The sequence below is a fragment of the Virgibacillus alimentarius genome (assembly GCF_000709085.1).
Taxonomy (GTDB): Bacteria; Bacillota; Bacilli; order Bacillales; family Amphibacillaceae; genus Virgibacillus_B; species Virgibacillus_B alimentarius.
In genome coordinates this window covers 1-14,242 of record NZ_JFBD01000056.1, presented here as the reverse complement: position 1 = coordinate 14,242, position 14,242 = coordinate 1, and the positions used below count along the sequence as shown (strand labels likewise).

Sequence of the window (14,242 nt, the reverse complement as noted above, 5' to 3'; positions counted from 1 at the left end):
TATTATTCTGTCTCGCTTTCAAGATTTGCTACTATTTTGTTTGTGATCGTACTCAACTGATCCAGCTCTTCTAGTGTTAAACCATGAAATAGTGATTCAATAAACGACTTTCTGGCCGCATACATCATCTTTAAGGCATCTTTTCCCTTTTCAGAAATGGTTAAATAAACAACCCTTCGATCTTTTCTATCTCTTTCTCTAAAGATAAAATCCTCCTGAACGAGTTTATCCGTAATACCAGTCAAGCCGCCAGTTGTAACGGATAGGGCATTGGCTAAATGAGAAGAACGCTGCTTTCCATCCTTATTTAATTTATATAAAACCAGAGACTCCGTTCGTGATAGCTCCAATTTACTATGTTTCCGCCATTCATTTGGAATTTTTTTTACAATCTGTCTAAGTACCTTCTCTAATTCAAAAAAATCTTTGTCCACCGTAGAATCCCCTTTGTCCATTCCTTATTAAAACTAGTTAACCTAAAAGTATCTTAGTACTAAACTAATTTTTACGAACAAAGAAGGATTATACGCCTAGATTCATCATCTGTCAAGTACAATCCCCACAAAATATTTGCACGTTATCCTTCTATTTGTTGCGTTTCGATCCGTACTTAATAGAGGCCTGTCCGCCTATTTGCAACGCCTCTTGGAGAGCTTTGATTTCCTTTTCAATATGTGGAAAACCATTAATATTCGGAACAACTTTAGAAACTAGCAATTGTTTGTGCTCCACAGATTTTGCCATTGTTTCAAAAACAAGCAACAATTGTGCAAGATTCGCATCTGAAAGCATCGGACGTCCTGGGTGCTTTGCCGAAGCATCCAGTAAATATCCTAAATGTTCGATAGAAAACATGACTGGCCATAAAAATTCTAATACTTTCCTATTATTTGGAATTTCCCCTAATGCAGTTGTATAAACAACTTTTAAATTAGTCAGGTTTGTATGCATTTTTCTGCTTTCTTTACTTTCACTAAGGTCAATATCTCCTTTTTGCACAGAAAAAAGCAACACAATAAACTGCATCTGACTTCGGATTGATTTAGCAATTAAATGCGGAAGTCGACTCGAAGCAGACCTTCTCCCAATCAAAAAGATTCCCACTAACCCAATGATACAGCCAATAAAAATATCTGTTATTCTAGTCGCAGCAAAAAAACTCAAATCATATATTTGTGTTGTATTTTCCGCCATAAAGATCGCATTCGGTGTAATGAAAAACACTGCAAGTGCATAGTTCCGTACAATAAAAAGCTCTGTAAGCGTAGTTAAACAAAATATTATTATAACGATCACGAGCCCTTCTGGATGCGATGATAAAAGTAACATAGCTATTAAAATACCGATAATGGTTCCAAACGATCTCTGGATAGCACGATGAAAAGTACTCATGATTGTTGAACCGAGCATCACAGCTGCACATGATAGGGTCACCCAGTATGAACGGTCAAAACCAAATGCATGGGCGATTAATGCAGCAATCATTAGGATAAAACCATATCGTAATGCGGACACAAAAACGATGGAGTTTTTATGGATATTACCACCAAAGATAGTTTTGAAAGAAGGTTTTGAAATTCGTATCGATTCTTCACTTAGCTCATCTATTAAAATCGATCCAGCCTTACGTACCTTTTCAATAAGTTCCGTATTCTCTACTTGTATATCGTTAACACCGATCGTATCCAATGATATATTATTATCTTTATTATCAATTGCTTTTACAATGGTCCTGAGAAACTCTCCCAGTTCTGCAGACAGCTTTGTATTGTTCGTTGCATCATTTTCAAGTATCTCTAAAAAGATAGCATTTGCCTGTTCATATAATAGATAGAGACGCTTATAAAGCTGTGGTTTCCCCCAGGGTGCATACCCTGCTTTTAATACTTCTTCTGCAGCTTTTATTTTCAACACTGTTTGATGCCTTGCTTCGCTGAATCTTTCTGTCCCGGTGGCATCTAATAGTGCAGCAAGTTCCTTATAAATATTTCTAACAGCGTTTATTTCAGGTCTACGCGGATTAAAAAACCAACCAACCATCGCAATGAACCATGATAAAACCCCTCCAAGAAATACGAATCCAGTCCGAACAGGTGCAAGAGCAGGGTCAACTGGCATAGCGGACGTCATAGTAAATGCTAAAACAAAAAATATTGCCGCTGGTCCTGGTATTTTCAGTGCCCCAAAAATAAATGTAGCAACCATACCAATAATGCCAACTGTGAAGGCTTGAGCTATTGGAAAAGGAGCAAGAAGTGTTCCTAAGCCAACAGAAAAGCTTATTCCTAATAAAACAAAAAAGAGTTTTTTCGCCCGCTGCACATAAGGCTCATTAAACATATATAGAAAAGTGAAACTCCCAATTACAGCTAACAGCCCGTATTGCAATTGACCAAATAACAATCCAATGAATGCCGGGAGTGCTGCGGCTACCCCAGCACTAATAGCCTTTATCCAAGGAAGTGGATTCTTTTTGATTTCAAAAGCCTGCTTCAAATTTGTATATATTAGACTTGTCATGTAAAGAAACATCCTCCTTCCTTTCTCAATCGTTTTACCCGTTTTTGGCAAATATATATTCAAACAAAAAGATAAGACCGTCCCAAAAGAAATGGGACAGCCTTCTGTCAACCTGTATCTATTTTACAACTTCATGGAAAAGGTTACAACGAATCACTATTATTCTGATACCTTTGCTTACTCTTTTACCATGGTCTGGTATCATTTTTGACCAATAAAACTGTTTTTTTATTCTTCTGCATGCAGCTGCTCCATTTCAGTTGGCTCTGCTCTATAAACAAAAAGGGAGACAATAAATGCAAAAATAGCAAAACAAAATGCAATAAAATAAACTAATTCAACACCAGCAACCATTGCATTATTAATTACTTCCGGGTCAGCTGGGTTCGCTGCTTTTTCTAAAATACTGTTTTGCTTGGCATTCATAATACTGATAAACACAGAAACTCCAATCGCTCCCGCTACAGGCTGCAGGGTCGTCATCACAGCTGTTCCATGTGGATATAAATGCTTGGGCAATTGATTTAATCCATTTGTTTGCGCTGGCATCATAATCGCTGAAACCGAAATCATTAACAATATATAACTAATAATGATCACTACAACCGGGGTGTTTGTATTTAATCTCGTTAAAACAAACATGGTGCCGCATAATAGTACTGTTGCCGGGATCATCAAAAAACGCGGTCCTACTTTGTCAAACAATTTTCCCATCACTGGTGATAATAGTCCATTTAACAAACTACCTGGTAAAAGAACCAATCCTGCAGTCGCTGCAGCTAAAGCCAAGGGACCCTGCATAAAAATCGGCAAAATAATCTCCGAGGCAAACATTGCCATAATGATGATAATAAACATAACCACACCAAGTAAGTACATAGGGAATTTAAACACACGGATATCTATAATCGGTTCATTTAGCTTTAATTGCCTGAATGAAAACAGCGTTAACGAAATAATCGCTATAAGGATTGAAATATAAACAACCGGAGCAAGAAATCCCTCTTCCTGATTTCCGGCAGTACTAAAACCAAATACAACCCCTCCAAATCCGATCGTAGAAAATAAGATGGAGGGTATATCTATTTTTGGCTTGGTTACTTCTGAAACATTTACTAAATATTTATAGGCAAATCCAATTGAAAATAAAGCAAAAGGAATCACCGTTATAAAGAGGTAACGCCACCCAAGATGTTCCACAATAATCCCTGATAATGTTGGACCGATCGCGGGGGCAAACATGATAACCAATCCTACAATCCCCATAACTGCTCCCCTGCGTCGCGGCGGAAATAGTAAAAGAAACGTATTAAAGATAATTGGAATTAACAGACCTGTTCCAGCTGCTTGCAGGAAGCGTCCTATTAGTAATACAGAAAACACTGGAGCTAGGCCACAAATAATCGTACCAATGGTAAAAACAGTCATTGTTCCTATAAACATTTGTCTTGTCGTAAACCATTGAATCAGTAAAGCGGACATCGGGATAACGATTCCCATAACAAGCATAAATCCTGTTGCCATCCACTGTACTGTCGAAACCGATACATCGAATTCTTTCATTAGCGTTGTAAGCGCAATATTCAGCAACGTTTCATTTAAAATTGCGAAAAATGCACCAATAATTAAAGAAAGCATAATAGGCATTACTTTTCCATTGGGGTCATCCGCTAAAAATTCATATTCCTTATTATTTGTTTCATCATTCATCTAAGAAAATCTCCTTTTCCGTACGTATACAAATTAAAAACACAAGTTTCAGTTTGTGCAGAAGTAATCGGGAAGTTTGAACGATATTAGAAACAAATAAATTATTTCCCATTTTATTGGTCATTTGCAAGAGCATGAGAAAGCTGTTGCATTTCTTTAGCAGCTCCATAAACAAAGCAATCCCTTCAAGTTCTTCCTTTAAAACAAAAAAAGAGAGTAAGACTTGATCCTCTCCCCATTTTTAATATTAGGTTTCCTAAATTAAGCAGACCAATCCCGAATACTCCACACAAGCAGAGTCTTACATACTATTCATTTAGCCAAGCACAGTAATTAATCGGAATTGGATATGCTTCATTTAAAAAACCTCCGTTCAGAAATTGTAGAGTAACCTTACCATATATCTTCTATCATAGCAAGTTCTTATTGCGCCTATTTTTCATTTCGTTTTTCATTATCATTCCCACTCTATGCGAATCCCCATATATTAAAAAGAAAGAAGTGATAAAGGAGGAAAAATAATGCATAATGATTTTGGAAACAATCGACAATTTAATCCGCCGGGGTATTTGCTTGGACAAATTTTCGGAGGAGGACAGCATAGCGTAAATTCTACCGGCTATTATCCGCCATTTACCGGATCTCCTGATGGCGAATATCCGGGATTTCAAGGTGGGGGTGGGCCTCCAACAACACCTCCACCTAATTTCACACCAACAAAACAGCAGATTCAGCCCTTTGCTATTGATCCTGGTGCAATACAAGGCTGCCTTTTCCGCTTCACCTATATTTGGCTTTCAAGAGAAGCTTTTTGGTTTTTTCCCATCTTTGTTGGCAGAAACTCTATTTCTGGATTCAGATGGAGTCATAATAGATGGACTTACTTCGGAATTGATCTAAACAGCATCCAATCATTTCAATGTTTTTAAATGAAATAAAGTGGTCCCATTGTCAAGACACTTATGTTATAAAAATAAGATACGGGCGCTAGTTTTGTTTCTTACCATCCATGTAAACCAGCCCCACCTTTCCTTATAAAGCGTATGTTAACGTATCAAAGGCTTTTACTTCTGCATTCAACCCTAACGCTCCTATCCCTTTGGTTCTTTTTGAAAAGAGATCATAAATGGTCTCTTTTTCTTTAATCGAAAAAATAGTTTACCCCTGATCAGTGTTAAATAGACCATTACCCTTTTACTTTAAAATAGAATGACCTTAGATTTCTCATGAGATTCTAATCCTTCTCACAGTATGTTTTCAGATCAAACATTTACGATAAACATAGCAGAGGGAGATGAAATAGATGACGATTGAAATTTTTAGGAGGAAAGAGCAAAAATACTTAATTACCAAGGATCAGTATGAAGAGCTGGTCAGACGAATGTCTCCTTATATGCGTGCAGACATAAATGGAGAGGAAGGTAAATATACGGTAACAAGTCTATACTTTGAGAGTCCGGAAAACACGATTTATTTTGAAACAAAAAACAAATTAGCGTTTCGTCAAAAGCTTCGTCTGCGTGTATATGATGACATAGATAAAGATGGAACTGCTTTTTTTGAAATCAAACAAAAGCATAAAAAGGTGGTGAACAAAAGACGGATGATTCTTCCGCTTTCGGAAGCTTATCGCTATTTAGATACACCTGAAGAACCATTGAATCACTTTGAAGCTTCTAACACACAAGTGCTGCGGGAGATTGATAATTTTCGCCGTTTGTATAACTTACATCCTGAGATGATCGTTAGTTATGACAGACACGCGCTTCATGGCGTATATGATCCGGAACTTAGAGTGACATTCGATTTAAATTTACGCTGCCGCGAGGATGATCTTCTTCTGGAGTATGGTCCGCAGGGGGAACACTTTATTGATCCTAATCTAGTGGTTCTTGAAGTGAAGGTAAATGATAGTGTTCCTTTGTGGCTGACTCGTATACTGCAAGATTTACATTGCGAGCAAAAAAGTGCATCCAAGTACTGCACGAGTACAGAATTGTTAAAAAGTGAAGAGATACCGAATGAAATTGTGATGGAAAACGTATTTGTAGGGGGAGGAAGATAACATTGGATTTTATTAACGAACTTATTTCAACAAATGATACAGGAAGTGAGACATCTATATACATGGTTATATTAGCCATGCTTATTGCTACAGGATTAAGTTTAATTATTACGAAGATATATCAAGTCACGTTTACAGGTGAGCGATATTCACAGGCTTTTGTGCATACAATTATTATGATGAGTGTCATTGTTTCGGTTGTTATGAATGTGATCAGCGGAAATTCAGGTGTTGCCTTTGGGTTATTTGCTATCTTTTCGCTTATTCGTTTTAGGAGTGCCGTTACAGATGCAAAAGATATTGCCTATATTTTTTTCGGCCTCTGTGTAGGTATGACGAGCGGGTTATACCATTTTGATTTAGCCATTATATTAACTATTTTTGCTAGCCTTATCTTTTACTTACTTTATAAGTTTCAATATGGAAAAGGAAAGGACACACAAATATTAAAGGTAACGATACCAGAAAATTTAAATCATGAACATTTGCTAGATGATGTTTTTGATATGTATACAGAGAGCTATCAACTTCGACAAGTCGAAACGACGAATCTTGGTACAATGATTTTATATACCTATGCGATCCGAAGTAAAAACACTACAAAAGATAAAGAACTACTTGACCATGTCCGGGAGAAAAATGCTAATTTAAAAGTGTCCTTAACCTATTTAGAAAACTTAAATGAATGATATCAAATAAAGCCAATGTAACATACGTTGGCTTTATTTGATTCTAAGGGGGGGTGTAAACTACTCATTTTTAATCTTATCTACAATCGTTTCCACTTCATCTCGAGAAATTTTTTCCCTGCCGCTCTTTAAAGCTTTTATCGTCTTTTTTGCTAGTGCTAGCGGAATTTTACAGAACAGTGTTATCGTTCGAGTACTTATGTCTTTCATATATTCATCCGCTAATTCTATGTTTCTCTCAGCATACATAAACATGTCGTTGGCATTCCATCCGTCAGGAAAAAATTTAACTCCCCTTTCCTCATCTTCTTGTTGATTCCGGAGCATATTAACTGCTTGCAACCCTCTTCCATACCCGATAGCAAGCTCTCGATCGGTCTGTGTACCGTCATACCATTCCCATATATCTGAAAGCATAACACCTACCAAACCTGCTACATAGTATGTATAATCATCCAAATCTTCCTTTGTTTTTACATGCCAATTTTCCCCTGCCCATTTAGCCATACCTGTTGCCATTACGCTTGTTGATTCTTTTACTTTCTCAACTATTTCAGGAGGACATACGCTAATCCAGTCACCTAATCGTAAGGTTACTTCAGGCATTACAGATTTATATGGATGCATTAATTGTTCGTAAGCTGCCGCATCGAATTCACTTTTTAAAAGGGCACTGGTGGAGCGTAATAAATGTTGTTTTGTTTCTATATCCAATGCTTCATGGTCTTCTATTTCATCAATGGCACGCATACACAAATAGGCGGACCCTACTGTTTTCTTTAGTGTTGATCCAAGCAACGTAATTGGAATATAGAAAGTTCTGCTTGTAAGTTTTAATATATGCATAGCTTCTTTTTGTAACTTTTTATTGCTCAACTTATTTTCCTCCTTGTAAGCAATGAGGCTAACTTAAGTATATCAAATTTAAGTATGATTGGCATGTTTTGTTATATCACCCTAATAGAAGATACATTAAAAACCACAGCTTCTTACTGTGGCTTTGACTAGTCTTTCCCCTATTTTACATTTTTTAGCGCTTCATTTATACTTTCCTGCGATATTTTTGAGTGAGAAGTATGCCAAATTACGTTTTTATTTGAAATAAGAAAGATTTGGGGTGACTCATGCTTCACTTCTGTTTCTTCCGCTATTTGATTGGATAGATCTCTGCTTTCACTTACTACTAAATAACTGCAATCAACATCTTCTTGTGTAGTTTTCCAAAAAGCGTTAAGTTCATTAAAAGCATTTGCACTGACGGGACAAGTTGCACTGTGTTTAAAAAGAATAGCTGGTTTTTGCTCAGACCTCTCCCATACTTCATTCATATCTTCATTGGAATGAATCTTTTTTAACTCTGCCATTAAAATCCCTCCTTAAAAATTTAGTTACTTTCATTATAATAAAAAAACAGAAAAAGATATAACTTTTGGTCCATTACTTTTTATTCAAACGTTTGATTAACTTTTTGATTGTTCTTAATGAGATAAAAAAAGGAAGAAAACAACTTATCTGCTTTTAACAAGCAAATTAACTGCTTCTTTTATTAATTCATCCGTTTCTTTATCCTTATTTTCATCTGCTTCTAAAACACATTCAACAAGGTTTGAACTGACAATGACACCCACCGTTCTATCTACCGCTGTACGTACAGCAGACAATTGTGTCGTGACTGATTTGCAGTCCTTTCCCTCTTCCATCATTTTTAAAATACCCCTAAGTTGACCTTCCATACGCTTTACTCTATTTTTTATTTTATCATCATATTCCATAAGTAATCTCTCCTGTCTATTCTATTTACAACCAATCTATCGTATAACTCTTCATTTTATACAGAGTAGTCACTTATAGAATATATGATATACCCTCAAGCGTATATTGTCAATTGCTTTACAATCCCGTTAAACCTTTTATCAATCTGTTTCTTCATCTACTGGAAGCAAAAACCAAAATGTGTTACTGTTTGACCCCATTTTAACTCCAATTTCTCCTTGGTGGTGCTTCTCAACTATTTTCTTCGTAATGGCAAGTCCAAGACCAGATCCACCTGTTTCGCGACTGCGTGAGGAATCTAATCGATAAAAACGTTTAAATATATTTTCTTTTTCTTGATCTGGTATAGGTTTACTTGGTCCAGTGATAGAGATAAGATAATTTTCATCTCTTTTTTCACCTTTTATGAAAATTGGGCCTTCCCCCTCATAGTAAAGAATTGCATTATCAAGTAAATTACTAATAACTTGTTGTATCCCTTCAATATGAATAAACGTATTACAAGGAACAGCATCTACCTGTACGGTAATGTTTTTTTGACTAAGCGTCCACTTGAACATCGCTACGCATTGTTTAAGTAAACCTCCTATTTCTATTTCTTCTTTATTAGTTAAAGATTGAGCAGATAGATTATCCCACTCCTTTAATTGTTCAAGCTGTTCAATCATTTGTGATAGACGCTTGGATTCTTGATAAAGTGATGCGTATAATTCTTTATCTCCTGTAATGTCCCCGTCCTTCAGTCCAAGAAGATAACCATTTAAATTTGATATCGGCGTTCTGATTTCATGAGACAAATCAGAAACTAATTTTTTCCTATGCCGTTCATTTTCATGCAATTGATCAAGCAATTCATTGTACTGTATGACTAATTGTCCTATTTCGTCTTGTTTATAAACTTCTATTGGTTTTGGAAAATGCCCTAGTTTCATCTGTTTGGTCGAATGAATTAACTGTCTTATTGGTTTTATCAATCGCTTTATTAAAAAATAATGAAATAAACTTCCCGCAATAGCAGCGATAATCATAAATATCCACAAATAATTTAGAAGCGTGCTATTATACTGCTCTTGTCTTTGTGCATTGAAGTCTCCCACACCTGCAGCCAGAAAACAGGCTGTATTATATATAGCCCACCCACTAATTGCAGTAGCTATGAAAACAACGATTGTATTTAAAAAGGTTAAACGCCACAAAAATCCAGAGGGTATAATTGATTTTATTTTCTTACTTAGTGACAAATTTATACCCCATTCCTCGAACAGTTTGGATGCGCTTTGGATTTTTCGCATGTTCTTCTACCTTTTCGCGTATTTTTTTGATGTGCGCATCGATTGTTCTTTCCATTACATCGTGTTCTGTATTTGGATAAATTTGATTGACGAGCTGCTCTCGTGATAAAACAATGTTTGGATTTTGCATGAAGTAATACAAAATATTAAATTCATATTTTGTTAGATTTACTGGTTTATCGAAAAGCAGGACTTCTCCTTTTCGCGGTTTAATACATAATCCTTCATGCACGATCTTTTGACAAAACTGGCCAGTTCGGCGCAAAACGGCCTCAACATGAGCGATGAGCTCATTTGGGTCAAAAGGTTTTGTCATATAATCATCCGCTCCTAATTTCAGTCCAGAAATTTTATCATCGATCTGGGATTTGGCAGAAAGCATAATAATTGATACGTCATTTCCTTCCCGTTCACGCACCCATGTACAAAATTCTTCACCGCCTATTTTAGGCAGCATTAAATCCAATATAATTAAGCATGGATGGTGCTCAAGGAACACTTCTTGTGCCTCTTCACCATCACATGCTTCTACAACATGATAATCGTTTTTCTTCAAATAAATACTTACAAGGTCGCGAATCATTTTATCGTCTTCTACAACCATGACAGTTTGTTTCATCACGTTCACCCCAGTACTAGTTTACGCGTAATCATGGCTTATTTCAGCTTTTCTACCTCTTGAACCATCATTTCATAGTTCAAGGCACCAAAAGCCTTATTCTGGATACGGCCATTAGAATCAATCATAAAAGTAGTCGGTATTGGCTGTATTTGATATTGATTTCCTACGGTTGATTGCTTATCTAAAGGAACAGTAAATGTCAGGTCAAGTTTATCCATGAACGCTTGGATCTTATCTGGGTCTGACTCTGTTTGTGTTAAGTTAACAGCCAAAATCTTTACATCTTTATTTTCATGAAGCTTTTGCAAATCTGGCATTTCTGCACGGCACGGCGGACACCATGTTGCCCAGAAATTCAGAAACACTTTCTCACCTTTGAAATCGGATAATTTTACTTTTTCTCCGTCTAAAGTAGTAAGTTCAAAATTTGGAGCAAGTTGCCCCTTATCAAGTCCTACTTCATCGGACTCCTTGACCTCTTCATCTTCTTTCGGAGGGGAGGTGATGGCATTATCCGAAACACTATGCTCTTGACTGTTTTGTTCTTCTGATACCTGTTTATCCGATGTAAAGGCAAAATCATAGACAGCGTAGCCGACCATTCCTACCACAATCAAGATAATTATTAATTTTTTCATGCTTATATCCATTCCTTTCGTTTTATTCAAGCTCGCAAAACGTAATGAATTTATTTTATCTCAACGTTTATATAGTATTATTCTACATTTATATACTACTATATTAAACTTAAAGGTAAGCAGCTAATGATTATGATTAGCCTAGCTTTTCTAGCCATGTGTCTTGTACTAACTTAAGTAAAAATTCTGTGATACGCGGCATTAGTCCCAAAAACAGGACAACTCCCATTATTACCATAATAACGCCGCCGATTTTCATGATGATTCCACTATGGCGAACAATCCATTTAGTAGAGCCAAGGAAAAAGGTCAAAACAATAAATGGCAATGCGAAGCCAACAACATACATTGCTGTATAAAATATACCTTGGCCAGGGTTACTTGCTGCTAAAAACAGGATAGATGCAAAAATAGGACCAATACATGGTGTCCATCCAGCAGCAAATCCCAAACCAACAAAAAATGTTCCTAAATAGCCGACTGGTTTTTTAGAAGCATGGAAACGTTTCTCCACCATCAGCGCCTTTATATTAATCCAGCCACCAACAAACAAACCCATAAATATAATAAAGATTCCCGCAAGACGTTGTATTAAAAGTCCCGAATCACCGACTAATAAATCCTGAATATACTTTCCTAAAAAGGAAGCTCCTACACCTAAGCTAATAAATACAAGTGAAACCCCTAAAAGAAAAAAGACAGAATGACTTAATAATTTACTGCGAATCTTTATATTTTTATCTCCCTGCAACTCTTTTACACTGATCCCAGTAATGTACGATAGATATGCTGGAAAAATCGGCAACACACAAGGTGATAAAAAGGATAACGCACCTGCGCCTATCGCAAGAAGCATTCCTACCACCAACATCGTATCTGCTTCTATTCCACCCAATTACGACACCCTCTTTCTTAGATTTATAACGATAGCTATTAAACATATTGCTAACAACAGGCTTAAAAACCATGGTGCTATTATGTAGCCAAAAATTGTTACATACGGTTGTATGAATGCTAATAATAATATTCCTATCAACCAGATCACTAACACAATCAATGTCAATGTGTTAGTAGCTATCCGATCACGAATGAGCAGGACAAACAGGAGTAGAACAGAGAGTAAAATCATATATCCAATTGAAAACGTATCATTCACCCACACCAGCTGAATAAACTCATAGACAAACGATGCAACCAAAATCGTTATCATAAAGGAATCCATGTATGAAAAAATGTTCCTGTTTTTACGTTTCGACTTATAAACAAACGTCACAGCGCAGGCGAAAAATGCAAAGTAAAATGCATAAGAATTACTTGGATAAGCTAAAATCGCCAATGGATCTTGAACAAATACAGACAAATTTAATACAATTTTTCCGATCCATAAAAATATAAAAAAATTAATAAGCTGACTAGCCATTTCCTCCATATGGTGCTTTTTTTGTGCCTTGGGTAAGTTGCTTATCTGATAGAAAAAAGCAAACCCTAAGATGAAGGTTATGACTATGACTGCGATAGATGATAATTTACTCGCTACTGCCATCATTGATTTCCTCCAGTCCATTGCATTCCATTCGTATCATACAATACGAATATGAAAATTTGATGAAAATCGAAAAAATTTTTTTATTAATTTAAATGGCTGTGTTTTTACAGTGAAATTACAGTATGTATTATTACACTTAAGTATATAGGAGAATAGAAACAAATACTAAAAACACCCTAAAAAATGAGATGCAATGTGAACAAAAATGTAATTATCAGCAGTTGCAAACATCAATTCTGACGAAAAAAGCTTTACTAACCAGTTAATTAATAACAATTGATAAACCTTCTTTTTTAAAGAAAGAATATTATCCTGTACTCCCATTTTAATTAATATCCCTCAAAAAGAATATCATTCTTTATTCGCAACAAACTAAAGTGGATCTGTATTCATTTTTTAAGAATAATTTCAAAAATGCTAAAACTTATTCTTTTAGAATTTTTATTGTATAACGATTCTTACTATTTTATAATTAGTAACGTTGCAATCATTTAGGAGGGTTTTGATGGAAGCTTCGGTGAAAGACTTACCTCAAGGAAAAAAGCATCCAAAGGGGCTGTACTTGCTCTTCTTTACTGAGCTCTGGGAGAGGTACAGTTATTATGGAATGCGTGCTGTCCTTGTTTTATATTTAACAGCAGAACTAATTAGTGGCGGCCTTGGGTTAAGCACACAACACGCAGTAATGATTTATGGCATATACACAGGTGCAATCTACTTCACGCCTATTTTCGGCGGGTATTTAACAGATAAATTTATGGGGTTAAGAACAGCTATAACCATCGGTGGATTTACAATGGCTGTTGGAGACTTTGTTATATTTCTCGTGCATTCCCAGGTTGGTTTGTATTTAGGGTTGGCACTGTTAATCATTGGTAATGGTTTTTTTAAACCTAATATATCTACATTTGTAGGAGAACTTTATCCAAGAAATGATAAACGAAAAGATTCCGCTTTTACAATCTTTTATATGGGGATCAATATTGGAGCACTGTTCGCCCCTTTAATCGCAGGATTTCTTGCTGAAGATCTATTTCATACAGTAGGCGCAGATGGAGTAGAACACTTTGGTTTTAAATGGGCTTTCCTAGCTTCTTCCATCGGGATGATTATTGGACAAGTTCTATTTAATAGTTTAAGTAATAGATATTTAGGTAATGTAGGATTACAACCAACCCAATTGAATGTAAAAGAAGTTCCGGAGAAAAAGAACCAAAAACAGCCACTTACAAAAAAAGAGAAAAAAAGAACATTGGCAATTATGATCCTTGCATGCTTTGTTGTTTTTTTCTGGGCCGGATTTGAACAAGCAGGAAGTTCATTTACTGTTATACACTAAAAACTTTGTGGAATTCGGGAAGTTAGTTTAGGATTGACCTCGTTCACC

General features: G+C 36.0%; 14 protein-coding genes and 1 pseudogene. 4 read left to right on the top strand and 11 right to left on the bottom strand.

Annotation, left to right across the window (positions count from 1 at the left end):
* Window positions 1-2: 2 nt before the first annotated feature.
* The 3 genes from GZ63_RS0109720 to GZ63_RS0109710 form a co-directional block, all read right to left on the bottom strand.
* Window positions 3-434 carry a MarR family winged helix-turn-helix transcriptional regulator gene (locus tag GZ63_RS0109720; protein WP_029269039.1) on the bottom strand — a complete coding sequence of 144 codons (432 nt, stop codon included), beginning with the start codon at window positions 432-434 and terminating at the stop codon, window positions 3-5.
* Window positions 435-585: 151 nt separating this feature from the next.
* Entirely contained in the window at window positions 586-2,520 is a 1,935-nt protein-coding gene (locus GZ63_RS0109715; protein WP_226374371.1) for an FUSC family protein, read from the bottom strand.
* A gap of 228 nt (window positions 2,521-2,748) precedes the next feature.
* A complete protein-coding gene (locus GZ63_RS0109710) occupies window positions 2,749-4,230 on the bottom strand; it encodes an MDR family MFS transporter (RefSeq protein ID WP_029269035.1) in 1,482 nt (493 codons plus the stop codon).
* Between the two features lie 521 nt (window positions 4,231-4,751).
* On the opposite strand from GZ63_RS0109710, the gene GZ63_RS0109700 reads away from it, so the two are divergent.
* From GZ63_RS0109700 to GZ63_RS0109690, 3 genes are all read left to right on the top strand, one after another.
* A complete protein-coding gene (locus tag GZ63_RS0109700; protein WP_156947715.1) occupies window positions 4,752-5,159 on the top strand; it encodes a hypothetical protein in 408 nt (135 codons plus the stop codon).
* Between the two features lie 374 nt (window positions 5,160-5,533).
* Entirely contained in the window at window positions 5,534-6,295 is a 762-nt protein-coding gene (locus GZ63_RS0109695; protein ID WP_029269030.1) for a polyphosphate polymerase domain-containing protein, read from the top strand.
* A gap of 2 nt (window positions 6,296-6,297) precedes the next feature.
* Window positions 6,298-6,984 carry a DUF4956 domain-containing protein gene (locus GZ63_RS0109690; protein WP_051681447.1) on the top strand — a complete coding sequence of 229 codons (687 nt, stop codon included), beginning with the start codon at window positions 6,298-6,300 and terminating at the stop codon, window positions 6,982-6,984.
* Between the two features lie 60 nt (window positions 6,985-7,044).
* On the opposite strand, the gene GZ63_RS0109685 is transcribed toward GZ63_RS0109690, so the two are convergent.
* The 8 genes from GZ63_RS0109685 to GZ63_RS18130 all read right to left on the bottom strand — a co-directional run bounded on the left by GZ63_RS0109685 (window position 7,045) and on the right by GZ63_RS18130 (window position 12,855).
* Entirely contained in the window at window positions 7,045-7,860 is an 816-nt protein-coding gene (locus GZ63_RS0109685) for a squalene/phytoene synthase family protein (RefSeq protein ID WP_029269020.1), read from the bottom strand.
* A 140-nt stretch (window positions 7,861-8,000) separates the two neighbouring features.
* A complete protein-coding gene (ytxJ, locus tag GZ63_RS0109680) occupies window positions 8,001-8,348 on the bottom strand; it encodes a bacillithiol system redox-active protein YtxJ (RefSeq protein ID WP_029269018.1) in 348 nt (115 codons plus the stop codon).
* Window positions 8,349-8,492: 144 nt separating this feature from the next.
* Window positions 8,493-8,756: a metal-sensitive transcriptional regulator gene (locus GZ63_RS0109675; RefSeq protein WP_029269016.1), complete on the bottom strand. Its 264-nt coding sequence runs from the start codon at window positions 8,754-8,756 to the stop codon at window positions 8,493-8,495.
* Window positions 8,757-8,897: 141 nt separating this feature from the next.
* Entirely contained in the window at window positions 8,898-9,998 is a 1,101-nt protein-coding gene (locus GZ63_RS0109670) for a sensor histidine kinase (protein ID WP_029269014.1), read from the bottom strand.
* Window positions 9,985-10,668 (bottom strand): response regulator transcription factor, encoded by a 684-nt coding sequence (locus GZ63_RS0109665; protein WP_029269013.1) that lies wholly within the window; start codon window positions 10,666-10,668, stop codon window positions 9,985-9,987. Before GZ63_RS0109665 ends, GZ63_RS0109670 begins: the two co-directional genes overlap by 14 nt.
* A 38-nt stretch (window positions 10,669-10,706) precedes the next feature.
* A complete protein-coding gene (locus GZ63_RS0109660; RefSeq protein WP_029269011.1) occupies window positions 10,707-11,309 on the bottom strand; it encodes a TlpA family protein disulfide reductase in 603 nt (200 codons plus the stop codon).
* A 136-nt stretch (window positions 11,310-11,445) separates the two neighbouring features.
* A complete protein-coding gene (locus GZ63_RS0109655; RefSeq protein ID WP_038221145.1) occupies window positions 11,446-12,204 on the bottom strand; it encodes a cytochrome c biogenesis CcdA family protein in 759 nt (252 codons plus the stop codon).
* The gene (locus GZ63_RS18130; RefSeq protein WP_198020930.1) at window positions 12,205-12,855 is read right to left on the bottom strand and encodes a hypothetical protein; all 651 of its coding nucleotides are present in this window, start codon (window positions 12,853-12,855) and stop codon (window positions 12,205-12,207) included.
* Window positions 12,856-13,360: 505 nt separating this feature from the next.
* Here GZ63_RS18130 and GZ63_RS16620 point away from each other — a divergent pair.
* Window positions 13,361-14,207, top strand: a pseudogene (locus GZ63_RS16620) (peptide MFS transporter); the annotation flags it as partial.
* Window positions 14,208-14,242: the final 35 nt, after the last annotated feature.

Excerpts from the sequence above, each read along its gene's own strand:
- GZ63_RS0109695 (WP_029269030.1), top strand. The coding sequence starts at position 5,534 with ATGACGATTGAAATTTTTAGGAGGAAAGAGCAAAAATACTTAATTACC.
- GZ63_RS0109665 (WP_029269013.1), bottom strand. The coding sequence starts at position 10,668 with ATGAAACAAACTGTCATGGTTGTAGAAGACGATAAAATGATTCGCGAC.
- GZ63_RS0109710 (WP_029269035.1), bottom strand. The coding sequence starts at position 4,230 with ATGAATGATGAAACAAATAATAAGGAATATGAATTTTTAGCGGATGAC.
- GZ63_RS0109675 (WP_029269016.1), bottom strand. The coding sequence starts at position 8,756 with ATGGAATATGATGATAAAATAAAAAATAGAGTAAAGCGTATGGAAGGT.
- GZ63_RS0109700 (WP_156947715.1), top strand. The coding sequence starts at position 4,752 with ATGCATAATGATTTTGGAAACAATCGACAATTTAATCCGCCGGGGTAT.
- GZ63_RS0109715 (WP_226374371.1), bottom strand. The coding sequence starts at position 2,520 with ATGACAAGTCTAATATATACAAATTTGAAGCAGGCTTTTGAAATCAAA.
- GZ63_RS0109660 (WP_029269011.1), bottom strand. The coding sequence starts at position 11,309 with ATGAAAAAATTAATAATTATCTTGATTGTGGTAGGAATGGTCGGCTAC.
- GZ63_RS18130 (WP_198020930.1), bottom strand. The coding sequence starts at position 12,855 with ATGATGGCAGTAGCGAGTAAATTATCATCTATCGCAGTCATAGTCATA.
- ytxJ (WP_029269018.1), bottom strand. The coding sequence starts at position 8,348 with ATGGCAGAGTTAAAAAAGATTCATTCCAATGAAGATATGAATGAAGTA.